The sequence below is a fragment of the Xanthobacter sp. NM-25 genome (assembly GCF_022138605.1).
GTDB lineage: Bacteria > Pseudomonadota > Alphaproteobacteria > Rhizobiales > Xanthobacteraceae > Xanthobacter.
In genome coordinates this window covers 1-22248 of the sequence record NZ_JACBFS010000011.1, presented here as the reverse complement: position 1 = coordinate 22248, position 22248 = coordinate 1, and the positions used below count along the sequence as shown (strand labels likewise).

Genomic DNA, 22248 nt, shown 5'->3' with positions numbered 1-22248 from the left:
CCATTATCCGATTGCCGCGAAAAGGGAATCATAAAGCTGGCCGACAACGCCGATCAGCTTGGAGGAGGCCTGGTAGCTGCGTTCGAGCTCCAGCTGGGCGGCATATTCCTGGTCGAGATTGACCCCGGCACCGGCCGACAGGGCCGTGGTGGCCTTGGTGAGCACCGCCTGTTCGCTGTCGAGCCGCACGGCGCTCGCCTTGCGCGCGCCCTCCAGCCAGCTGACCGAGGCGGTGGCGAGCTGGTCGAGGCTGGCGGCGGCCGGCAGGCCGCTCGCCCCATCGAAGCTCTGCTGGGCCCCGAGGGCGGTGCCGAGCTCCGCCAGCCGGCCGGAAAAGCTGGCGGTGCCGCTGGTGTTGTAGAGATAGGCCGCGCCATTGATGCCACCATCGCGCAGCCGCATGGGGTCGCCCCCCTGGGCCGGATCGAGGGCGGCGTTGACACGCAGCCAACCGGCGAGGCCCGATGTCAGCCCGTCGGGCACGGCGGCGTCGGTGCCGGTGAACAGGCCCGCCAGGGCCGGGCCGCCGGCACCGCTCTGGTCGGCTTCCGCGAAGGCCGTGATGAGGCCCCGCGCCATCTCGTCCAGCTGGGTCTGATAGCTGGGCGCAATCTGGTCGCGCAGCTGGGTCAGGCCGGCGATGCGCCCCGACTGCACCGGCATGGTGGCGCCGGGACCGGCCACAGCCACCCCGTCCACATACACGCCGCCCCCCCTCGTGGTGGCATCCATCACCGGCGTGGGCAGGAAGGTCACCGCGCGCGGCGTGGTCTCGAACAGGGTCGCGCCGCTATCGGTGTAGATCATGATGTCGTTGTTGGCGCGGGTGACGGTCGAGATGCCGATCTCCTGCGACAATTGCGAGAGGATGGCATCGCGGCGATCGAGGGTGTCGGTTATGTCCGCGCCCGCCGACACCCCGCGCACCACCGCTGCATTCTCCACCTGGAACTGCCGCAGCAGATCATTGATCTGGGTGACCGAGCTGGCGATGGCGCTGTCGGCGGCGCCGCGGGCCTGCTGCACCGTGGCGGTGGCGCTGTTGAGCGCGCCGGCGAGGTCCTGCGCGCCGGTCACCACCTGGCGCGCGAGGGTGGGATCATCGGGCGTGTTGGCCGCCTGCGACAGGGCATCGGCGAGCACACCAATGCGGGCGGCGGGCGAGGTGGGGGTGTTGCTGTCGTCCACCGTGCTCCTCAGGGTGGTCAGCCCCTCATCCACCGCCTGCTGGGCCGCCGTGCCGGCGGTGGCGGCGAGCATGCGCACGAACAGCTGTCCGCCCGCCGCCCGGGTGATGGAGACCACCCGCGTGGAGCCATCGGGTGTGGTGGTCGTCACCGCGATCTTGCGGGCGGCGGAAGGATCGTTCGCCGCCGCCACGTTGCGGCTCGACACCTGCAGCTGCGTCGCCGTGGTGGCGAGCGCCGACTGCGCGGTGTTGAAGGCGAGCGACAGGGACATGGCCGATCCTTCCCGGGAACGTCAGGGCGAAGCGCTCAGCGCTTCAGGTTCATGAGCACGTCGAGCAGCTCGGCGCCGGTCTGGAACACCTTGGAATTGGCCGTGTAGTCGCGCTGGGCGACGATCATGCGGGTCAATTCCGAGGCCATGTCCACGTTGGATTGCTCGGTGGCGCCGGAAACCACCGCGCCAAGGCCCCCTTCACCGGCGAAGCCCACCTGCAGGTTGCCGGATTTCTCGGAGATGGAGAACGCGTTGCCGGTGACGGGAGCGAGCTCGTCCGGGCTCGCCACATAGGCGAGCGGCAGCTTGAACAGCTGCACCCGCTGGCCGGTCTGGTCCACCGCATAGACGGTGCCATCCGCACCCACCGAAACGTCGGAGGCCGACACCGGCGCATTGCCGTTCACGGTGGCCGTCAGCGGCGTGTAGCCGGTGGCGAGCTGCGACATGCCTGAGATGTCGAGGGCGAGCGTGGACCCATTGGGCACAGGAATGTCCACGGTGCCGCTGGACGACAGCCGCCCGCTGGCATCGAAGCTGAGGGTCTGGGTGGCGAGTGAGCCGGAGGCGTAGGGGAAGCCGCCGCTGGCGGGGGCATCGGCGCGGTTGTACACCGCCATTTCCCACTGGGCCGGGCTCTGCGCCGTCTTGCTCAGATAGATGTCGAGGGTGACCTGGCCGCCCAGATTGTCATAGGTGACGAGGGACGATTTCTCGCTGAAGGTGGCGCCCGCCCCATTGCTGCCCGCGGTGGCGCCGGTGATGACGTCGGCCGCCGCTGGCAGGTTGGCGGCAAAGGTGCCGGTGGTGGAGGGGCTGGCCGCCAGCGTGGTGCTGCCGAGATTGACCGGCACCAGGCCGGCGGTGCCGTTCAGCACCGGATCGGCGGCGCCGTCGCGCACGTCATAGCCCATCAGCGTGTAGCCGCCGGCATTCACAAGGTTGCCGGATGTGGCATCCACATGGAAGCCGCCGGCGCGGGTCAGCAGCGCTTGGCCGGCGGTGTCGTTCACCACGAAGAAGCCGTTGCCCTGCACCGCAAGATCCGTGGGCGAGGAAGTGTAGTTCAGCGCGCCCTGCTGGGAGATCGCATAGCGCACCTTGGTGTTGATGGCGCCGGGCTGGTATTCCGCCCCGCTCGTCTCTCCAGACTGCAGCAGCAGCGAGGTGAACTCGGTATCCGCCGCCTTGTATCCCGCCGTACCGGAATTGGCGATGTTATCGGAGACGGTCCCGAGCAGGTTCGACTGCGCGTTCATGCCCGATACGCTGGTGTTGAGCATTCCATAAAGGCTCATCGGTCCCGTTCCTCAAATCAGAGAACCGCTCACGCGGCGGATATTTGGATTTTCTTCACCGTTCATCTGGCGCGCGATGGCTTGTGCGAGGCTGCCCCTAGGGCCGCAGGGCGGCCGCCAGCTCGGAAAACGCATCGGTGCTCGGCGCCATGTCGGGGGTCTGGCACAGCGCCTCGTAGATGCGCGGCACTGCCGCCACCGCCTGGTCGAGATCGGCATCGGCCCCGGCCTGGTAACCGCCCATCAGCCGCAGGTCGCGGGTATCCTCGAAGCGCGCCACCATCGCCTTCAGCCGCCGCACCAGGTCCCGCTCCGCCGGGCTCCACACCTCGCCGGCCAGGCGGGACACGGAGCCCAGCACATTGACCGCCGGAAACCGGCCCTGGTCCGCGATGCCGCGATCGAGCACGATGTGGCCATCCAGCGTGCCGCGGATGGCATCGGCCACCGGGTCGTTGTGGTCGTCGCCATCCACCAGCACCGAGAAGATGCCGGTGATGGCGCCGGTGCCCTCTGTGCCCGGCCCGGCCCGCTCGAGCAGCTTGGGCAGGGTAGAAAACACGCTGGGGGCATAGCCCCGCGCCACCGCCGGCTCCCCCGCCGCCAGCGCCACATCGCGGGCGGCATGGGCGTAGCGGGTGACGGAATCGACGATCAGCAGCACGCTCTCGCCGGCATCGCGGAAATGCTCGGCGATGGCCAGCGCCGCCTGGGGCGCCATGCGGCGCATCATCGGGCTTTCGTCGGAGGTGGAGACCACCACCACGGCGCGGTCGCGATTGGCGGCCAGCGGCCCTTCCAGAAATTCGCGCACCTCGCGGCCGCGCTCACCCACCAGCGCCACCACCACCGTATCGAAGCCGGTGCAGCGGGCCAGTAGCGACAGCAGCGTCGACTTGCCGACGCCGGAGCCCGCGAAAATGCCCATGCGCTGGCCTTCGCAGAGCGGCGTGAACAGATCCACCACCCGCACGCCGGTGCGCAGCGGACGGTGCACCCGCCCCCGTGCCATGGCGGGCGGCGGCTCGCGATCGAGCGGCATGGCCCGCTCGCCCTTCGGCAGCGGCCCCCGCCCGTCCAACGGCTGGCCGAGGGCGTTGACCACGCGGCCGCGCCAGCCGGCGCAGGGGCTGAGCGCCAGCGGCCCGAGCCGGTAGGCCCGGGCACCGATGCCGATGTCGGTGGACGTATCGAAAGGCTTGACCACCGCGCCCGCGCCGTCGATGCGCACCACCTCGCCGAAACGGGTGCCGCCCGCGCCCTCCAGGCCCACGCGCTCGCCCAGCTTCAGCAGGCTGGAGAGGCCGGCGATCTCGAAATGGGTGGGGGCCACCTGCCGCACCACGCCCCCCACCCGGACCGGAGGGCACGCCTCCAACCCCGCTTCCACCGCCGCGCCCAGGCGTTCCAATGCGTTCATCACAAGCCTCCCGGCGCGCGGCTCAGCTGGGGCCGAGCTGGCGGATGACGCTCGACGTGGCGTCCTCGCTCTGCGACACCGCCGAGGCCGCCTCCTCGAACGCCCGCTGCAGGGTGATGAGGCGGGTCATCTCCTGCACCGGATCCACATTGGCGCCTTCCACATAGCCCTGGCGCACCATGTTGCGGGTGAAGTCCTGCACCAGGGTGCCGGGCTGGTCGGCAATCACCGTCGCGCCGTCGTGGCGGGTGAGGGTGGCGCCCGGCGGCAGCAGGAACAGCCCCACCCGGGCCACCGCCTTGCGGCCCTGGAACACCGCGCCATCGGCGCCGATGCGCACCTCGCCGCCGGTAGGGTCGATCATCACCGGCGCACCGCCGGCATCGAGGATCGGCGCGCCGCCCATGGTGCGCAGCTCGCCCTCCGGGCTCATCTTCAGCCGACCGTCACGGGTGTAGCCGGTGCCCTGGGCCGTGCGCACCGCGAACCAGCCGTCCCCCTCCACCGCCATGTCGAGGGGATTGCCGGTGGGCGTCACCGAACCGGCCTTGAGGGAGGTGAAGGTTTCGCCCTTCGACACATAAGCGACGCTATCGCCGCCGGCCTCGGACATGACGCTCTCGAACCGCACCGCCTCCGCGCGAAAGCCGGGGGTGCCCAGGTTGGCGATATTGTTGGCGATGGTGGCGAGCCGCTTGTCGGCCGCCATCTGCGCGGACAGGGACACATAGACGGTCGAGGACACGGCAGCCTCCATGCGCGGGCGGAGCCGCAACGGCCAAGGAAGGACGCGGGATCGGATTCGGGGTCGGACGCGGGTCCAACCCTCCTCGCCGAACAGCTAGGCGCGATGGCTTGCGCGAACCTGCCCCGCCACGAACTACCGCCCCCGGCCCCCGCACATCGCCCATGGCAGCCTCGCGCAATCCTGCGCTCGTACTGCTTGGGGCAACGCCGCGTCAGGAGCGCGGCACGGATACGTCAGGGGGACGGTGTCTTGGCAGTCATCATCGGCATCATACTCGGCCTCGGCGCCACCTTCGGCGGCTTCATGGCCATGGGCGGCCATCCGGAGGTGGTGTGGCAGCCGTTTGAATATCTCATCATCGGCGGCATCGCGCTCAGCACGTTCATCATCGCCAACCCCATCTCGGTCATCAAGGATACGGGATCGGGCATCATGCATGCCGCCATGGGCGTCTCGCCCAAGCGCAAGGATTTCCTGGCTCTTCTCAGTCTTCTCTATGCGCTGATGCGCGACATGCGCCAGAAGCCGCGCAATGAAGTGGAAGCCCATATCGACGATCCGCAGAATTCGCCGATGTTCGGACACTTCCCCAGCATCCTGAAGGACAAGGAGCTTACCCAGTACATCTGCGATTATGCACGCCTGATTCTCATCGGTAACGCCAAGTCCCATGAGATCGAAGCCTTGATGGAACAGGAGATCTCCACCATCAAGAAGCACAAGACCAAGCCCGCCGGCGCCATTTCCACGGTGGCGGAGGCGCTGCCGGCGCTGGGCATCTGCGCGGCGGTGCTGGGCATCGTCAAGGCCATGGGCGCCATCGACCAGTCGCCGGAGATTCTGGGCCACTACATCGGCTCGGCGCTCATCGGCACCTTCGTGGGCATCTATTCGTCCTACGCGATCCTCACGCCGCTGTCGGCCAAGATCAAGGCGACGCGCGAGAAGCAGTGCCAGCCGTTCATCATCACCAAGCAGGCGCTCATCGCCTTCATGAACGGCGCGCTGCCGCCCATCGCCCTGGAGCACGGCCGCAAGACCATCTCCGCCGGCGAGCGGCCGAGCATTGATGAAGTGGAAAGCGAATCCATCCAGGCGGCGCCCTCGTCCAGCGGCGCGGTCCAGCAGCAGGCGGCCTGAACCATGTCGAGCCACAAGCACCAGGACATCCGCGACATGCTGCTGGACGCGGCCGGCCTCTCCCTGGACCGGCTGCCCATGCTGCACGTGGTGTTCGACCGGATGGCGACCCATTGCGCCGACGGCCTGCGCCAGTTCGCGGCCTCCCAGGCCTATTATTCCCTGTGCAGCGTCGAAAGCGGGCGCATCGGCGACGTGCTGGAAACCTATGAGGGCATGGCCATCGCCGGCATCTTCCAGGCCCCGTCCTGGGACAGCCAGCTGATCGTCGGCTTCGACCGCGACTTCATCTTCACCATGGTGGAGGCGCTGTTCGGTGCCGACGGCTCCGAGCCGCCGGTGGAGGATGAACGCTCCTTCTCCAACATCGAGGCCCGGGTGGCCCAATTGCTGTTCGAGCAGATGGCGAAGGCGCTGAAAGCCTCGTTCGCGCTGGTGAGCGACACCTCGTTCCAGTTCGAGCGGCAGGAAACGCGCATGGACTTCGCCGTTATCGGCCGGCGCAACAACCTGGCGGTGATCGCCAAATTCCTGCTGCAGGCGCTCAACCGCGGCGGCGAGATGTTCGTCCTCATTCCCCAGCAGGCCCTCACCCCGCTGCGGCGGGTGCTCTCGCACACCGCCAATGCGGAATCCTCCAGCCGCGACCCCAAGTGGGCGCAGAAGATCCGCGACGAGGTGAACCGCACCTCCGTCAAGGTCCGCGCCATCCTGGAGGAGCGCGAGGTGGAGCTGGGCGATGTGGCGGCGCTGAAGGTGGGGCAGGTCATCCACCTCAACGCCAGCCCGTCCACCAAGGTCAAGCTCGAGAGCGCCGACCAGCCTTTGTACTGGTGCCAGCTCGGCCAGGCCGACGGCGCCTATGTCGTGCGCCTCGATGAACAGATCAACCCCAGCCAGGACTTTGTCGACGATGTTCTCCCCCGCTGACATGCTGCTGCTGGCAGCTCTCCTCACCACCACCACCTGCACCGTGATGCTGCATCGGCGGCTGACGCGGCTCGACCGGCTCAACCTCGATTACGAGCGGGCGCTGGACGAAGCCTCGCTGGCGCTGCTGGCGGCCCGCGATTCCCTCGTCACCTTCTCCAGTGACGGGCGCGAGGTGCTGACCCTGCTCGCCGGCCGCATCGACGATGCGCACGGCGTCATCGCCGAGCTCGATGCTCGCGCCCGCGCCCACAGCCTGTGACCGGCCGCAACAGTTCATCAGGAACCCACCATGACCGAGACCGATCTCCGCGACGCCGCTCCCCAGGGCGCCACCTCGCAGGGCGCCACCTCGCAGGCCGCCACCTCGCAGGGCGCCAGCCCCTCAGCCAAGGCCGCCCTTGACGAGGCGCTGCTCACCCCCACCGCCAGCGAGCCCACCGAGACGCTGGGCGCCGGCCGCGGGCTGGAAAGCGTCAAGCGCATCCCGGTGCTGCTGCAGGTGGTGCTCGGCTCCGCCTCCATGCCCGTCTCCAGCCTACTGAAGCTCGGCCGCGGCGCCGTGGTGCCCCTGGACCACCGGGTCGGCGAGCCGGTGGACGTGGTGGTCAACGGCCGCGTCATCGCCCGCGGCGAAGTGATGGTGGTGGAGGATGACAACTCCCGCTTCGGCGTCTCTCTCACGGAGATCGTCGGGCCGGGCGGCAACGAGCTGGGCTGAGCGAGGCCGCCATGGCGATGACGAGCACCAGCAAATCGCGTCCCCTGCACGGCAGCGACAAGGTGGCGGCGCTGCTGATGACCATGGGCGCGCCCGTGGCCAACCGCATCCTCAAGCATTTCGATGCGGAAGAAATCAAGCTCGTCACCCGCTCCATCGCCGAGCTGAAGCCGGTCTCCTCCACCCAGATCGAAGGCATCATCGAGGATTTCGCGAACCATTTCGTCTCCGGCGCCAACCTGGTCGGCACCGCAGCGGACGTGGAGCGCCTGCTCACCGGCGTGCTGCCGCCGGAGCAGATCACCGAGATCATGAACGAGCTGCTGGGCGCGGCCAACCACTCCATCTGGGACCGCATCTCCACCGTCTCGGAAAGCCTGCTCGCCGCCTATGTGGCGAAGGAGCATCCGCAGACCGCGGCCCTGATGCTCTCGAAGGTGCGCCCCGCCTGCGCCGCCAAGGTGCTGAGCTTCATTCCCGAGGAGCGGCGCAACGGCATCCTGCGCCGCATGCTCACCTTCAAGCCCATCGTCGACGCCACCATGCAGGTGATCGAACGCACGGTGCACGAGGACTTCATGATGAACTTCTCGCGCAATGCCGGCGCCGATCCCCACGCCCGCATGGCCGACATCATCAACAAGATGGAACGCGATGACATGGAAACGGTGTTGACGAGCCTTGCCGCCACCCGACCCAAGTCCGCCGAGATCCTGAAGGGCCTGCTGTTCACCTTCGACGACATCATCAAGCTCACCCCGCGCGCCCGCACCGCGCTGTTCGACCAGGTGCCCAACGACAAGCTGGTGCTGGCGCTGAAGGGCACCGAGCCGGAGTTCCGCGAGATCATCCTGCAGTCCCTGGGCGCCCGCGTGCGGCGCATGGTGGAGCAGGAGATGTCCAATTCCGATCCGGCCCCCGCCCGCGACGTGGCGGAGGCGCGGCGCACCGTCACCGATCTCGCCCTCGACATGGCCGGCCGCGGCGAGATCGAGCTCAACAGCGGCGCCGAGGAGGATGCCTATGTGCGCTGAGGCGGTGGCGCGCCGGCGCCCGGCAGGCGTCCATGTCTGACGATCACGACAAGGACAGCAAGACCGAAGAGGCGAGCGAGAAGAAGATCGCCGACGCCATCGAGAAGGGCAATGTGCCGTTCTCGCGGGAGGCCACCCTGTTCGCCTCGCTGCTGGGCGTTTTGGCGGCGCTGGCCTTCTTCATCAGCGGCCCCGTGCGGCTGCTGACCGACGACCTCGCCCGGCTGCTGGACGACCCCGGCGGCTTCCGGCTGGAGCGCGGCAGCGATGCGGTGGGCCTGCTGTGGCAGGTGATGATGGCCGGCGGGCGCTTCCTCACCCCCATCGTGCTGGTGCTGGCGCTGGCCGGGCTGGTGGCGGCTGCGTTCCAGAACGTGCCTGCCCTGGTGCTCGACCGCATCAGCCCGAAATGGAACCGCATTTCCCCCGCCGCCGGCCTGAAGCGGCTGCTGGGAACCCAGGGGCGGATCGAATTCGGCAAGGCCCTGTTCAAGCTCACCGCCATCGGCGTCATTGCCGCGCTGGTGCTCTACAGCCAGCAGCGCCAGCTGGTGGATGCCATGTTCTCCGATCCGCTGACCCTGCCGTCCACTGTCCTCACCCTGGCCATCCGCCTGGTGTCGGCGGTGTGCGTAGGCACCATCGCCCTGGTGGGGGCCGACCTCGTGTGGTCGCGCATGAACTGGAAATCCGAGCTGCGCATGACCAAGCAGGAGCTGAAGGACGAGTTCAAGCAGTCCGAAGGCGACCCGATGGTGAAGGCGCGCATTCGCGCCGTCGCCCGCGAGCGCGCCCGGCAGCGGATGATGGCGGCGGTGCCGCAGGCCTCGGTGGTGATCGCCAATCCCACCCACTACGCCATCGCCATCAAATACGACCGCGAGCTGGGTGGCGCCCCCCTGGTGGTGGCCAAGGGCACCGACCTCGTCGCCCTCAAGATCCGCGAGATCGCCGAGCAGCACAAGGTGCCGGTGGTCGAAGACCGTCCGCTCGCCCGCGCCATGTACGACGCGGTGCATGTCGACCAATGGATTCCGCGCGAATTCTATCGCCCGGTCGCCCAGATCCTTCACTACATCTACACGAAGCGCGCCCATGGCACCCCATGACCATTACCATATCCTCGACCTGTCGACCCGCCCGGCCCTCGAGAGCATGGCGTTCGAGCGCCTGCTCGCCACCGCCCTGCGGGAGGTGGTGGTGGAGCTGTTCTTCACCAATGCCGGGCTGCTGATCGCCTATATCAACGCCGGCAAGCGCTCCATCATCGAGGATCTCGTGGTGTCCTCCGCCGAGCGCTCGCTGCGGCCGGGCACCCTCACCTATGCCGGGCACGCCTCCACCTTCTCCGATTGGGGCCACCCGCCCACCGTGAGCATCGCGCTGGAGCTGCACCATACGGACCTGCGGGTCTATTTCCGCATGGTGTTCGACGAGACGGCGGCGGGCATCGAGATCGCCAGCATCGTCTTCACCGAGGCCTATGAGGGCTATGACGACTGCCTCAGCCGGCTCGCCGGCGCCCTGGAGGCCGCCCGCCTGCCGCCCCACTGAGCCGGCGCCGCCCTCCAGCCTCGGGCAAGATTGACGCGCTACGCTGCGCACATCACCAGGGAGATCGCCATGCAGCCCCTTTACCTGCTTGGTCTGGCATCTCGCCACGCGCAATGGACCACCCTGCGCCAGGCGGCGATCGCCGGCAACATCGCCAATGCCAACACGCCGGGCTACCAGGCGATGGACGTCGCCCCCTTCAGCGCCGTGCTGGACAAGACCCGGCTCGCCATGGCCCGCACCGACGGCGGCCATCTCGAGCTGCCCGCCGCCGATGCCATCCGCCAGGGCCACGCCGCCAAGGGCGGAAAGGACGGCTGGGGCACCACATTGTCGGGCAATTCGGTGAGCCTGGAAGCGGAGATGCTCAAGGCCGACGAGGTCAACCGGGCCTACTCCCTCGACACCACCATCATGCGGACCTTCCACCGCATGCTTCTGACGAGCGTGAAGACATGATCATCGATCCCCTGAAGGCGGCCACCGCCATCGCCAGCTCGGGCATCGCGGCCCAGTCCACGCGCATGCGGATCGTGGCGGAGAACATCGCCAACGCCCGCTCCACCGGCGCCACCCCCGGCGCCGATCCCTACACCCGCAAGACCGTCGCGTTCGCCTCCGAACTCGACCGCACGCTCGGCGTGGCGCAGGTGAAAGTGAAGTCGACCGGCACCGACAAGACGCCGTTCGTCACCGAATACGACCCCGGCAACCCGGCCGCCGACGCCAACGGCCTGGTGAAGCTGCCCAACGTCAATCCGCTCATCGAAATGGCGGACCTGCGCGAGGCCGGCCGGGGCTATGAGGCCAATCTGCAGATGATCAAGCAGGCCCGCGCGATGGTCGCCATGACCATCGACTTGCTGAGGACGCCGTGATGATCGATCCCCTCTCCCTCTCGTCGGTGAGCCATGCCGCCGCCGGCGTCACCCGCGCCCGCACCGAAACTCAGGTGGACCCCGCCGCGGCCGCCAATGCCGGCGGCCTGGCGGACTTCTCAACCATGCTCGCCCGCATGTCCTCCACCGCGGTGGATTCGGTGAAGGCGGGTGAGGCGGCGGCCATTTCCGGCATTCAGGGCCGGGTGTCCGTGCAGCAGGTGGTGGAAGCGGTGATGTCCGCCGAGCAGACCCTGCAGACCGCCATCGCGGTGCGCGACAAGGTGGTCGCCGCCTATCAGGAAATCAGCCGGATGGCCATCTGACCGGCCTTGGAGGAACCACCCATGCGCGCCCTTGCCATCGCCGCCACCGGCATGTCCGCCCAGCAGACCAATGTGGAAGTGATCGCCAACAATATCGCCAACATCAACACCACCGGCTTCAAGCGGGCCCGCGCCGAGTTCACCGATCTGCTCTACCAGGCCGAGCGCGCCCAGGGCGTACCCAATCAGGACGGGGCCGAGCCGGTGCCGGAAGGGGCGCTGGTGGGCCTCGGCGTGCGCACCATCGGCATCCGCAACCTGCACCTGCAGGGGCCGCTGTCGCAGACCGGCAACCCCCTCGACCTCGCCCTCAACGGACGCGGCTGGTTCCAGATCACCAGCCCCTCGGGCGAAACCCTCTACACCCGCGCCGGCAGCTTCAACAAAGGCCCCACCGGCCAGCTGGTGACCGCCGACGGCTATACCGTGAACCCCTCGCTCACCCTGCCCAGCAACGCCTCCAGCATCGTCATCAACGAGGCCGGGCAGATCTATGCGCAGGTGGCCGGACAGACCAGCCCGCAGCTCCTCGGCCAATTGTCCCTCACCACCTTCGCCAACGATTCCGGCCTGGAGCCGGTGGGCGACAACCTCTACCGGGAAACGCCGGCCTCCGGCCAGGCGGTGAGCGGGGTGGCCGGCGACGTGGGCTTCGGCTCCATCGTCCAGGGCTATCTGGAGGGCTCCAACGTCGATCCCATCAAGGAGATCACCGCCCTCATCTCCGCACAGCGCGCCTATGAGATGAATTCGAAGGTGATCCAGGCCGCCGACGACATGGCCGGCGTGGTCTCCAAGGGCATCCGCTGATGCCCCGCGCACCCGGCCTCACGGCCCTGCTTGTGGCCCTGTTTCTGGCCCCGCTCGGCGGCGCCGGCGCGGCGGCGCAGAGCATCGCCACCCTCACCGCCCGCTCCGAGGCGGAACGGGCGGCCCCGGCCGACACCGCGCCGCCTCCCGCCGCGGCGGCCGCGCCGATGGCGGCGGGGGTTCCCGTGCCGGTGCCGGCAGTGACCCTCTATCCCGGCGACAGCCTGGCGAGCGCCGCTTTCGGCAGCCGCATGGTGCCGCAGGAGCTGGTGGACCGGGGCGGCATCATCGCCCGAGAAGAGGCCTTGGCCGGCAAGGTGGCCCGGCGCACCCTGCCCGCCGGCCAGCCGGTGCCCACCAATGCCATCACCGATGCCACCGTGGTGACCAAGGGGGTGGCGACGCGGATCCACCTCAAGGCCGGCGGGCTCGCCATCTCCGGCTATGCGCTGGCGTTGGAGTCCGGTCCGGTCGGCGCCTTCATCCGGCTCAAGAACATGGACAGCGGCCAGATCATCGTCGGCCAGGTGGAAGCCGACGGATCGGTGCGGGTGCCCATGCCATGAGACGATTGCTGCGCTTCGCCTTCGGCCTCTGCCTCATTGCCGGCCTCGCATCGGCGGCCATCACACCGGCCGCCGCCCTCACCCGCATCAAGGACATCTCGTCGGTGCAGGGGGTACGCGACAACCAATTGGTGGGCTACGGGCTGGTGATCGGCCTGCAGGGCACCGGCGACACCTTGCGCAACTCGCCGTTCACCGAACAGGCCATGCAATCCATGCTGGACCGCATGGGCATCAATGTGCAGGGCCTCTCGCTCCGGGCCAAGAACGTGGCGGCGGTGGCGGTGACGGCGGTGCTGCCGGCGTTCGCCACCGTCGGCTCCCGCATCGACGTCACCATCGCCTCCCTCGGCGATGCCACCTCGCTGCGCGGCGGCACCCTGCTCATCACCCCGCTGAACGGCGCCGACGGCATCGTCTACGCCGTCGCCCAGGGCCAGCTGGTGTCGGGCATCGCCATCACCGGCCAGGCGGAAACCCTCACCCAGGGGGTGCCCACCGCCGGACGCATCGCCAACGGCGCCCTGGTGGAAAAGCAGATCCCCGGCCAGCTCGCTGAGCTGGGCGTGTTCCGCCTCGCCCTCACCAACCCGGACTTTCGCACCGCCACCAGCATGTCCGACGTCATCAACGCCTATACGCAGGCGCGTTATGGCAAGCGCCTGGCGCGGGAACTGGACCTGCGCACGGTGGAAGTGCAGCGCCCGGCCAATGCCAATCCCGCCCGCTTCATCGCCGAGCTCGGTGAGCTGCGGGTGGAACCGGACACGCCGGCGAAGGTGGTGGTGGACCAGCGCACCGGAACCGTGGTCATCGGCCGCAATGTCCAGGTGTCCACCTTCGCCGTCACCCAGGGCAACCTGACGGTTCAGGTGACGGAGACCCCCATCGTGTCCCAGCCGGAGCCGTTCTCCGACGGCCAGACGGTGGTGGTGCCCCGCACCCAGATCGATGCCCAGGAAAGCTCCGGCCCCATCGGCATCGTCCATGGCACGAACCTGCACACGCTGGTGAACGGCCTCAACCGGTTCGGCCTGAAGCCCAGCGACATCATCTCCATCCTCCAGGCGGTGAAGACCTCCGGGGCGCTGCAGGCGGAACTGGTGTTCCAATAGGCGTCAGCCCCGCGCCAGCCCCGGCCGGGGATGACAGCGCCACGCAAGTCAGCCTCCCTAGAACCGACCTGCCCGCCGCCGCAGCGCACCGCGCGGCGGCGGTGATTTTTCAGGGAGTGTCCCCCATGAGCCTCACGCTGCCCGCTTTGTTTGCGGCCGCTGCGGCCGGCCTCGCCGCAGGCGCCTTCGGCGGCCTGCTTCAAGGCCCTACCCGCGCGCTGCGTCGCACCGCCCGCCACGCGGCCCCACTGCTCGCCGCCGGCCTGCTGCTCGGCGCGCCGCTGGATGCCCACGCCCAGGCGGTGGTCGCGGCCGCCAGCCCGGCGACGGCCCAGGCTGCCGCTCAAGACACCAATGCCGCCCAATACTGCCGCAACATCGCCGATGCGGCCGCCGACGCCCGCTTCACCCGGCAGAAGGAGGCCCTGTCCGCCATGGAGAAGGCCATCGAGGCGCGGGTGGCGCAGCTGGAAGCCAAGCGCAAGGAATATGAGGACTGGCTGCAGCGCCGCGAGATCTTCCTGAAAAAGGCGGACGAGGCGCTGGTGGCGGTGGTCTCGCAGATGCGGCCCGATGCCGCCGCCGCCCAGATGTCGGCCATGAACGAGGACATGGCGGCGGCGCTGCTGTCCAAGCTCAACCCGCGGGTGGCCAGCGCCATCCTGAACGAGATTGACCCGGCGCGCGCCGCCCGCCTCACTTCCACCATGGTGGGCCTCAGCCGCCGCAACACGGAAGGCAAGGCGGGATGAAGCGCGCCACCCTGCCCGTCTGGCTGGCGCTGGTGCTCGCCGGCTGCCAGACCAGCCACGACAACCTGCTGCTCGGCCCCTCGCTGAGCCCGGTGGGCTCGGGGCTCGACACCCGTCGAGATCCGGTGCCCACCACCTTCCAGCAGCCGCCGGTGCGCAGCTTCCGTTCCACCTGGGACCAGAACCGCTCCGGCAGCATGTATCGCGACCTGCGCGCGGCCAAGGTGGGCGACGTGCTGCGCGTGTCGATCGCCCTCGACGACAAGGCCCAGTTCGACAATGCCACCGACCGCTCCCGCGAGGCCAAGAGCAAATTGGGCTTCGACACCGGGATCGACCTCTCCGGCCTCGGCAAGGGTGCCAACGCGGGGGCCGCCTCCGGCAACCTCAACATCAGCTCCGACACCGAGACCAAGGGCAAGGGCACCATCGACCGTTCGGAAAAGCTGCGCCTGTCCATCGCCGCGGTGGTCACGGAAGTATTGCCCGACGGCAATCTGATGATCAGCGGCTCACAGGAGATCAAGGTGAATTACGAGGTGCGGGTGCTCAACATCGCCGGCATCGTCAACCCGCTCGACATCTCCTCGGGCAATGTCATTCCCTACGACAAGATCGCCGAAGCCCGCATCTCCTATGGCGGACGTGGCCGGCAGATGGATGTGCAGCAGCCGGCCTGGGGCCAGCGCATCTACGATCTCGTCGTGCCGTTCTGAGGACGCGACCCATGCCCCCCTCACCGTCCAAGGACGCCGGCAAAGACGCCGGCGGCGCCAAGAAGGGCGGCGGCCTGATCGTCGCCCTCCTCATCCTCACCCTGCTGGCGGCGGGACTCGGCGGCGGGCTCGGCTACCAGCTGGCCGGCACCGTCGAGAAGGTGGTCAGCGCCAAGATCGCCGCCGAGCCGAAGGTGGAGCCACCCCCGCCGCTGCGCTACGCCGGCGACATGACCCTGAAGGAGCTGAAGCCGGTGGTGGTGAACCTGGCGGCGCCGAGCTCCGCCTTCGTGCGCCTCGAAGCGGCCCTGGTGTTCAAGAACGGCGCCCTCGCCAATCCCGATGTCACCGCCGCCGAGATCCGCGAGGACATGATGGCCTATGTGCGCACCCTCTCGCTCAGCCAGCTGGAGGGCCCGAGCGCGCTCCAGCACCTGCGCGAGGATCTGAATGACCGCGCCGGCGTGCGCTCCGAGGGCAAGGTGGCCGAGCTGGTGCTCGTGTCCCTGGTGGTGCAATGAGCGGCGCCCAGGCGACGCCGGTCCGCCATCCGGCCGCCCGCGCGGCGCGGCACACCATGGCGGTGCTGCTGGCCGCCACGGCGCTGCTGGCCGCCTCGAGCGCCCCGGGGCTCGCCGAGACTGCGCCTCAGCTGCCCTCGCTGGATCAGTTGCTACCCGAAGGCAATGGCAGCGCCGCCGGCCGCGTCATGCAGATGGTGGCCCTGCTCACCGTGCTGTCGGTGGCGCCGGGGCTGCTGATCATGGTGACGAGCTTCACCCGCTTCGTCATCGCCTTCTCATTCCTGCGCTCGGGGCTCGGCCTGCAGTCCACCCCGGCCAATCTGGTGCTGATCTCCCTGTCGCTGTTCATGACCTTCTATGTCATGGGCCCCACCTTCGAACGCGCCTGGCAGGACGGCGTGGCGCCGCTGACCGAGAACCGCATCAGCGAACAGGAGGCGGTGGAGAAGATCGCCGACCCGTTCCGCGACTTCATGCTGAACCAGGTGCGCGCCAAGGATCTGCAATTGTTCAGCGATCTCGCCGCCCGCCAGGCCGGCGGCGGCAAGGACAAGCCCGCCCCCGCCACCCCGGCGACGCCGGCCAAGGCGGAGGAGAAGATCTCCATGCGGGTGCTCATTCCCGCCTTCATGATCTCCGAGCTGCGGCGCGGCTTCGAGATCGGCTTTCTCATCGTGCTGCCGTTCCTGGTGATCGACATGATCGTCGCCACTTTGGTGATGTCCATGGGCATGATGATGATGCCGCCGGCGGTGATTTCCCTGCCGTTCAAGGTGCTGTTCTTCATCCTCATCGACGGCTGGAATCTTCTGGTCAGCGGGCTGATCCGCTCGTTCTTCTGAAACCGCCAGAAGCCCGCAGCAAAACCCGCGCTCCGGCGCGGGTTTTTGTTTTCGCCCCCCGGACGACGAGGACGCAAGCCCCGCGCAAGCTCGGCGCGCTAGGGTGTGTCCCATGGCAGGTTGAACGGCTCTCGCGAGCCGGTGCCGGACCCCCGAGCGGGCCGGCCGATCAAAGGCATGATGCCGCCCTGCCATGCCGGTGAAAGCCCGGCATGTCCCCCTGACACTCAGACCTTGCAACCCAAGAGGGACATTTCGTCATGACCAGCCTGATCACCAACAACTCCGCGATGGTGGCCCTGCAGACCCTGCGGACCATCAACGCCAACCTCGACACCACCAACACCCACGTCTCCACCGGCAAGCGGATCAACTCCGCGGCTGACGGTGCGGCCTACTGGTCCATCGCCACCACCCTCACCTCCGACAACGGGGCCCTGGGCGCGGTGAAGGATGCCATGAGCCTCGACAAGAACTCGGTGGATGCGGCGTCGACCGGCGTCAACGCGGTGGTTTCCTCGCTGTCCAAGATCAAGAACAACCTCACCGCCGCGCTCTCGCCCAACGTCGACCGTAACAAGCTGCAGACCGAGATCGCGTCCTACGTCAGCGAGATCAAGACAACCTCCGACAACACGGTGATGAACGGCTCCAACTGGCTCTCGGTGGACTCCAGCGCGTCTGGCTTCAACGGCACCAAGAACCTCTTGTCGTCGTTCTCGCGCACCGGCTCCACGGTGACGGTGGGCTCCACCGCCATCGATACCGGTTCGTTCACCGTCTATGACGCCTCCACCGGCAACACCGCCACCGGCTCCTCCTCCACCATCGACAAGGGGGTGACGGCGGTGGCCACGGCGGCCAACGTGACCGGCGGCGCCACTGTCGCCGTGGATACCACGGCCGGGAGCCTGAAGGGCTTCATGGACACCAAGTACGTCATCGGCGGCACCGCCACGGCCGGCACCGAGTCCATCTCCGACTTCGACGTGTCGACCCTCGGCAACACCGATGCGGACCTGGCCAAGATCCAGGCCTATGTGAAGATCGTGGATGCCACCATGCAGCAGCTGCAGCAGGGCGCCACCACGCTCGGCACCACCTCGACCCGGCTGGGGTCTCAGCAGACCTTCGCCCAGAGCCTGATCGACCTCAACACCTCCTCCATCGGCTCGCTGGTCGACGCCAACATGGAAGAGGAATCGACCAAGCTGAAGGCCCTGCAGACCCAGCAGCAGCTGGCGGTGCAGTCGCTGTCCATCGCCAACAGCTCGTCGCAGAACGTCATGAGCCTGTTCCGCTGAGCTGGGCATACGCCCTCCACCCGCGCCGGTCGCCGGCGCGGGCGTCTTTCCCCCGGGCGGCCTGCAGGGTTTCCCTGCAGCGCTCCTTGCCAGCCGGCCGCGCGCGCCGGCCCCCTGGCCACGCCTCCCTCCGGAGCGTGGCCTTTTTTCTGGCCGCGGCGTCTGCAACGCCCAGGCAAGTTTGAACGTCGAGATTGCTCCAAGGCACATGAGCGGGGCCACAAAGCCCCGTGTGCCCGATCCTCACTTCGACAGCTCCGGCGGCGCATTGCGCCACGGGGCGAGGCGCAATCGGACGAGATCAGCCGATGATCGGCAAGGACCAGCTCGAACTCCTGTGGAAGAACCTGCGCGATCTCGGCACCCGCCGGCTGATCGCGCTCGGTCTCATCGCCCTGGTGGTGGTGGGCGCCATCGCCCTTGGCGCCTATTACCTCGGCCAGCCGGAGCGCGAGCCGCTCTATTCCAACCTCACCCGCGAGGATGTGAACCGCATCGGCGGCGCCCTCAAGGATGCCGGCATCCCATTCGACGTGGCCGCCGACGGCACCAGCGTGCTGGTGGCCCATTCCGACACCGCCAAGGCCCGCATGCTGCTGGCGGTGAAGGGACTGCCGCAGAGCGCCAACACCGGCTACGAGCTGTTCAACGACGTGCGCGCCTTCGGCCTCACCTCCTTCATGCAGGAGGTGACGCGGGTGCGGGCGCTGGAGGGCGAGCTCGCCCGCACCATCCAGACCATGAAGGGCGTCAAGGCCGCGCGGGTGCACATCGTGCTGCCCGATCGCGCCTCGTTCCGCCGCGACCAGCAGCAGGCCTCCGCCTCGGTGGTGATCCGCACCGAGAATGCCGAGGATGCCTCCACCGCCCAGGCCATCCGCCACCTGGTGGCGGCCGCGGTGCCCGGCCTCAAGCTCGACGATGTCACGGTGCTCAACACCGAAGGGGCGGTGCTCTCCGCCAGCGACGACGGCGCCAATGCCGCCACCGGCAAGAAGGCGGCGCTGCAGCAGCAGGTCAATCGGGAGACCGAGGAGAAGATCCGCCGCACCCTCACCCCCTATCTCGGCATGGGCAATTTCGAGGTCTCGGTCACCTCCCGGCTCGACACCGACAAGGTGACCACCCAGGAAACCACGTTCGACCCCGCCTCCAAGGTGGAACGCTCGGTGCGGGTGGTGAAGGAGCTGGGCCAGACCCAGAACCGCACCAAGCAACCCTCCACCTCGGTGCAGCAGAACATTCCCGCCCAGCAGAGCAGCTCCGACAACGGCACCGATTCCAGCGAGAACAATTCGCGCCGTGAGGAACTGACCAATTTCGAGGTCTCCACCCGCACCGTGCAGACCGTGCGCGACGCCTATCTGGTGCGCGGCCTCTCCATTGCCGTGCTGGTCAACAAGGAGCGCCTCGCCGCGCCCTCAGGTCCCGGTGGCGAAGTGATCCCGGTGGAGCAGCAGATCTATGAGGTGGAGCAGCTGGTGGGCTCGGCCGCCGGCTTCGACAAGGAGCGCGGCGACAAGCTGAAGGTGGTGGCGGTGCCGTTCGCCGATGGTGGCCACGCGCTGGAGCCGGTGCCGCCGCTGCCGTGGACCGAGCTGCTGCTGCGCCAGGCCGGCACCATGATCAACGCACTGACCATCCTGGTGGTGGCGGGCCTGCTGATCTGGTTCGGGCTGAAGCCGGCGGTGCGCGCCATTCTCGCCCGTCCGGAGCCGGAAGCCATCGAGGCCGATGTGGCGCGCCTCGAGGCCGCCATGCTGGCGGCGCCGCAGATCCCGGCGGTGGGCGGCCCGGGTGAGCCGGCCGGCGCGCCCGCCGCCGCGCCGGCGGCGGAGGGCGACGAAGACACCCTCAACCTCATCGAGGATCTCACCAGCCGCAAGAACCGCTCGCCGCAGAAGCGGCTGGAGCAGATCGTCGAGTTCGATGAAGAGCAGGCGGCAGCCATCCTGCGGCAATGGCTGCACCAGGAGGCCCGGGCATGACCATGCACACGCTGCTGCGCCATCTTCCCCATTTCGGCCCGTCCGGGGTCGCCCTGCCCGCCGACGGCGAGGCGCGTGACATCGCCGCCCCGCCCCGTCGCGAGGGGCCGGCGGCGGAAGCGCCCCGCGCGCCCCTGCCCAGCTTCAGCGGCGACGACCTGCGCCAGGCGGTGGCGCGCGCCCGCCACGAGGCGCGAAACGAGGCCCGCAGCGAGGCCGAGGCCGAGGCCCGCGCCGCCCTGGCCGCCAGCGAGGCAGCGCGCAGCGCGGACGCCGAGCGGCTGCAGGCGGCCTTCGACCAGCAATTGGCGGACGCCCGCGTCGCCTGGTGCCAGGGCGAGGCGGAGCGCCTGGCGGCGGCCGTCGCCGACGCCTTCGCCGACCTGGAAACGCGGCTCGGCAATGCGCTGGGCAAGGCGCTGACGCCATTCGTGACCGCCGCCGTGCGGGCCCGTGCCCTGGAGGAGATGAAAGGGCACATCGCCATGCTGCGCGCCGGCCACGCCGCGCCGCTGCTCACCGTCAGCGGGCCGCAGGACCTGGTGACCGCCCTCGCCCACAGCCTCGGCGACCCGGCGGGGGTGCGCTTCTGCGCCACCGGTGCGGCGGACCTGACGGTCACCTGCGACGACACCATCATCGAGACCCGGCTGGCCGCCTGGGTGGAACGGCTCGGCGGCAATGCGCGGCCCCAGAACCAGGGAGGCGCCGGTGTCGGGGAAGGATGAACACGGCGAACTGATCATCGTCAAACGCCATGACGACGAGGAGCACGACCACCATTCCAGCGCCTGGAAGGTGGCCCATGCGGACTTCATGACGGCGATGATGGCCTTCTTCCTCATCATGTGGCTCATCAACGTCACCGACAAGGACACCCGCAAGGCCATCGCCAACTACTTCAATCCGGTGGACCTCGCCTCCTCCATCACCGACGTGCGCGGCCTCAACGACCCCGAGGATACCCAGGCCAAGGGCACCTCCAGCGACGGCGAGAAGATGTCGTCGCTGAAGAACACCACCGGCCGCAAATCCGGCGCCGGCGACGATCGCCAGCAGGGCGACAAGGAGCGCGCCGCCTTCCAGGACCCCTATGCGGTGCTCAACAAGCTGGCCGGGGATGCCGACCCGCGGCCGGGCGGCACCCCCGACGCCACCGCCGGCGACCTCGGCTCGCCCGGCACCGGCAATGGCGACGTCAACCGCGATCCGTTCGACCCCACCTATTGGCAGATGTCGGCGGCGCTGCAGGCCCGGGTGGCGCGGCCAAGCCCTTCGAAGATCGCCCCGCCCGCCGCCGGGCGGCCCGACGCCGGTGGCCCCCCGGCCCCGCAGAAGGCGAGCGACAGCGCAGCCGCCGGCGCCGCCAAGATGAATGGCGCGACCGGCGCGACCGGCGCGACCCCCGCCACCGGCGATCCGGCCGCCCAGGCGCTGGCGAAGGAATTGAAGAGCGCCCTCGCCAGCAGCTTCCCCGGCGGCCGCGCGCCCCAGGTGGAGGTGCGCGCCGGCCAGGACGGGCTCATCATCGACCTCACCGACAATATCGACTTCGCCATGTTCCCGGTGGGTTCGGCGATCCCCGACGGCCGGCTGGTGCGCGCCATGGAGCAGATCGCCCGCACCCTCGCCCAGCGCCCCGGCGAGGTGACCATCCGTGGCCATACGGACGCCCGTCCGTTCCGGTCCGACACCTATGACAACTGGCGGCTGTCCAGCGCCCGCGCCCACATGGCCCTGTACATGCTGGTGCGCGGCGGGCTCGACGAGCAGCGGGTGGTGAAGATCGAGGGCGTGGCGGCCCGCGATCCCAAGAAGGCCGACGATCCCAATGCCCCGGAAAACCGGCGCATCGAGATCCTGCTGCGGGCGCCCGCCCCATGACCGGCGACACCATGACCGGCGACACCATGACCGGCGACACCATGACCGGCGACACCATGACCGCCTTCCGCTGCCGCACTGCCGGCATGAGCGCGGCTCGCAAGCGGTCCACCGCCGGCGTCGCGCTGGTGTTGGCCGGCCTCACCCTGCCGCTCGGCGCCCACGCCCAGTCGGTCGATCCCTGGGCCGGCCTGCGCCCCGTGGCCGAGGCCGCGGAGAGCACGCCCGCGGCCT

The 22248-nt window shown here is 68.9% G+C and carries 26 protein-coding genes; 22 read left to right on the top strand and 4 right to left on the bottom strand.

Annotated features, from left to right (window positions below; all coding sequences use genetic code 11):
- Window positions 1–3 precede the first annotated feature (3 nt).
- The 4 genes from flgK to flgF form a co-directional block, all read right to left on the bottom strand.
- On the bottom strand, window positions 4–1461 hold the full coding sequence (flgK, locus tag MEU52_RS21245; RefSeq protein WP_238123879.1) for a flagellar hook-associated protein FlgK: 1458 nt from the start codon (window positions 1459–1461) through the stop codon (window positions 4–6).
- Window positions 1462–1496: 35 nt separating this feature from the next.
- Window positions 1497–2762 (bottom strand): flagellar hook protein FlgE, encoded by a 1266-nt coding sequence (locus MEU52_RS21240; RefSeq protein ID WP_238123878.1) that lies wholly within the window; start codon window positions 2760–2762, stop codon window positions 1497–1499.
- Between the two features lie 97 nt (window positions 2763–2859).
- Entirely contained in the window at window positions 2860–4182 is a 1323-nt protein-coding gene (gene fliI, locus MEU52_RS21235) for a flagellar protein export ATPase FliI (RefSeq protein WP_238123877.1), read from the bottom strand.
- Window positions 4183–4204: 22 nt separating this feature from the next.
- A complete protein-coding gene (gene flgF, locus MEU52_RS21230) occupies window positions 4205–4927 on the bottom strand; it encodes a flagellar basal-body rod protein FlgF (protein ID WP_238123876.1) in 723 nt (240 codons plus the stop codon).
- 252 nt (window positions 4928–5179) lie between these two features.
- Between flgF and motA the strand changes: the two genes are divergently transcribed.
- From motA to MEU52_RS21120, 22 genes are all read left to right on the top strand, one after another.
- Window positions 5180–6070, top strand: a complete 891-nt coding sequence (gene motA, locus MEU52_RS21225; protein WP_238123875.1) for a flagellar motor stator protein MotA — start codon at window positions 5180–5182, stop codon at window positions 6068–6070.
- Between the two features lie 3 nt (window positions 6071–6073).
- The gene (locus MEU52_RS21220) at window positions 6074–7000 is read left to right on the top strand and encodes a flagellar motor switch protein FliM (RefSeq protein WP_238123874.1); all 927 of its coding nucleotides are present in this window, start codon (window positions 6074–6076) and stop codon (window positions 6998–7000) included.
- Complete coding sequence (locus MEU52_RS21215; RefSeq protein ID WP_238123873.1) at window positions 6984–7262, top strand: hypothetical protein; 279 nt, start codon at window positions 6984–6986, stop codon at window positions 7260–7262. Before MEU52_RS21220 ends, MEU52_RS21215 begins: the two co-directional genes overlap by 17 nt.
- A 30-nt stretch (window positions 7263–7292) precedes the next feature.
- The gene (gene fliN, locus MEU52_RS21210; RefSeq protein WP_443267961.1) at window positions 7293–7721 is read left to right on the top strand and encodes a flagellar motor switch protein FliN; all 429 of its coding nucleotides are present in this window, start codon (window positions 7293–7295) and stop codon (window positions 7719–7721) included.
- An 11-nt stretch (window positions 7722–7732) separates the two neighbouring features.
- Window positions 7733–8755 carry a flagellar motor switch protein FliG gene (locus MEU52_RS21205; RefSeq protein WP_238123872.1) on the top strand — a complete coding sequence of 341 codons (1023 nt, stop codon included), beginning with the start codon at window positions 7733–7735 and terminating at the stop codon, window positions 8753–8755.
- 32 nt (window positions 8756–8787) lie between these two features.
- Window positions 8788–9864: a flagellar biosynthesis protein FlhB gene (gene flhB / locus MEU52_RS21200; protein WP_238123871.1), complete on the top strand. Its 1077-nt coding sequence runs from the start codon at window positions 8788–8790 to the stop codon at window positions 9862–9864.
- Window positions 9851–10309: a hypothetical protein gene (locus MEU52_RS21195; protein ID WP_238123870.1), complete on the top strand. Its 459-nt coding sequence runs from the start codon at window positions 9851–9853 to the stop codon at window positions 10307–10309. The genes flhB and MEU52_RS21195 overlap by 14 nt, the downstream gene beginning before the upstream one ends.
- 69 nt (window positions 10310–10378) lie before the next feature.
- Entirely contained in the window at window positions 10379–10768 is a 390-nt protein-coding gene (gene flgB, locus MEU52_RS21190; RefSeq protein ID WP_238123869.1) for a flagellar basal body rod protein FlgB, read from the top strand.
- A gap of 2 nt (window positions 10769–10770) precedes the next feature.
- Window positions 10771–11187, top strand: coding sequence for a flagellar basal body rod protein FlgC (gene flgC, locus MEU52_RS21185; protein ID WP_238123907.1), 417 nt, complete (start codon window positions 10771–10773; stop codon window positions 11185–11187).
- Window positions 11187–11513 carry a flagellar hook-basal body complex protein FliE gene (locus tag MEU52_RS21180; RefSeq protein WP_238123868.1) on the top strand — a complete coding sequence of 109 codons (327 nt, stop codon included), beginning with the start codon at window positions 11187–11189 and terminating at the stop codon, window positions 11511–11513. Before flgC ends, MEU52_RS21180 begins: the two co-directional genes overlap by 1 nt.
- Window positions 11514–11534: 21 nt before the next feature.
- Window positions 11535–12323 (top strand): flagellar basal-body rod protein FlgG, encoded by a 789-nt coding sequence (gene flgG / locus MEU52_RS21175; protein WP_238123867.1) that lies wholly within the window; start codon window positions 11535–11537, stop codon window positions 12321–12323.
- Window positions 12323–12889, top strand: a complete 567-nt coding sequence (flgA, locus tag MEU52_RS21170) for a flagellar basal body P-ring formation chaperone FlgA (protein ID WP_238123866.1) — start codon at window positions 12323–12325, stop codon at window positions 12887–12889. The genes flgG and flgA overlap by 1 nt, the downstream gene beginning before the upstream one ends.
- Window positions 12886–14004, top strand: coding sequence for a flagellar basal body P-ring protein FlgI (gene flgI, locus MEU52_RS21165; RefSeq protein ID WP_238123865.1), 1119 nt, complete (start codon window positions 12886–12888; stop codon window positions 14002–14004). The genes flgA and flgI overlap by 4 nt, the downstream gene beginning before the upstream one ends.
- Window positions 14005–14129: 125 nt before the next feature.
- Window positions 14130–14756 (top strand): MotE family protein, encoded by a 627-nt coding sequence (locus MEU52_RS21160; protein ID WP_238123864.1) that lies wholly within the window; start codon window positions 14130–14132, stop codon window positions 14754–14756.
- Entirely contained in the window at window positions 14753–15472 is a 720-nt protein-coding gene (locus MEU52_RS21155; protein ID WP_238123863.1) for a flagellar basal body L-ring protein FlgH, read from the top strand. The genes MEU52_RS21160 and MEU52_RS21155 overlap by 4 nt, the downstream gene beginning before the upstream one ends.
- A gap of 11 nt (window positions 15473–15483) precedes the next feature.
- Window positions 15484–15993 (top strand): flagellar basal body-associated FliL family protein, encoded by a 510-nt coding sequence (locus MEU52_RS21150; protein WP_238123862.1) that lies wholly within the window; start codon window positions 15484–15486, stop codon window positions 15991–15993.
- Window positions 15994–16049: 56 nt separating this feature from the next.
- Window positions 16050–16838, top strand: a complete 789-nt coding sequence (gene fliP, locus MEU52_RS21145) for a flagellar type III secretion system pore protein FliP (RefSeq protein ID WP_238123906.1) — start codon at window positions 16050–16052, stop codon at window positions 16836–16838.
- Window positions 16839–17098: 260 nt separating this feature from the next.
- On the top strand, window positions 17099–18142 hold the full coding sequence (locus MEU52_RS21140) for a flagellin N-terminal helical domain-containing protein (protein ID WP_238123861.1): 1044 nt from the start codon (window positions 17099–17101) through the stop codon (window positions 18140–18142).
- Window positions 18143–18450: 308 nt separating this feature from the next.
- The gene (fliF, locus tag MEU52_RS21135) at window positions 18451–20130 is read left to right on the top strand and encodes a flagellar basal-body MS-ring/collar protein FliF (RefSeq protein ID WP_238123860.1); all 1680 of its coding nucleotides are present in this window, start codon (window positions 18451–18453) and stop codon (window positions 20128–20130) included.
- The gene (locus MEU52_RS21130; RefSeq protein ID WP_238123859.1) at window positions 20127–20858 is read left to right on the top strand and encodes a hypothetical protein; all 732 of its coding nucleotides are present in this window, start codon (window positions 20127–20129) and stop codon (window positions 20856–20858) included. The genes fliF and MEU52_RS21130 overlap by 4 nt, the downstream gene beginning before the upstream one ends.
- Window positions 20842–22014, top strand: a complete 1173-nt coding sequence (locus tag MEU52_RS21125) for a MotB family protein (protein WP_238123858.1) — start codon at window positions 20842–20844, stop codon at window positions 22012–22014. The genes MEU52_RS21130 and MEU52_RS21125 overlap by 17 nt, the downstream gene beginning before the upstream one ends.
- A partial coding sequence (locus MEU52_RS21120) for a hypothetical protein (RefSeq protein ID WP_238125027.1) occupies window positions 22011–22248 on the top strand: 238 nt, incomplete at its 3' end. The genes MEU52_RS21125 and MEU52_RS21120, both read left to right, overlap by 4 nt.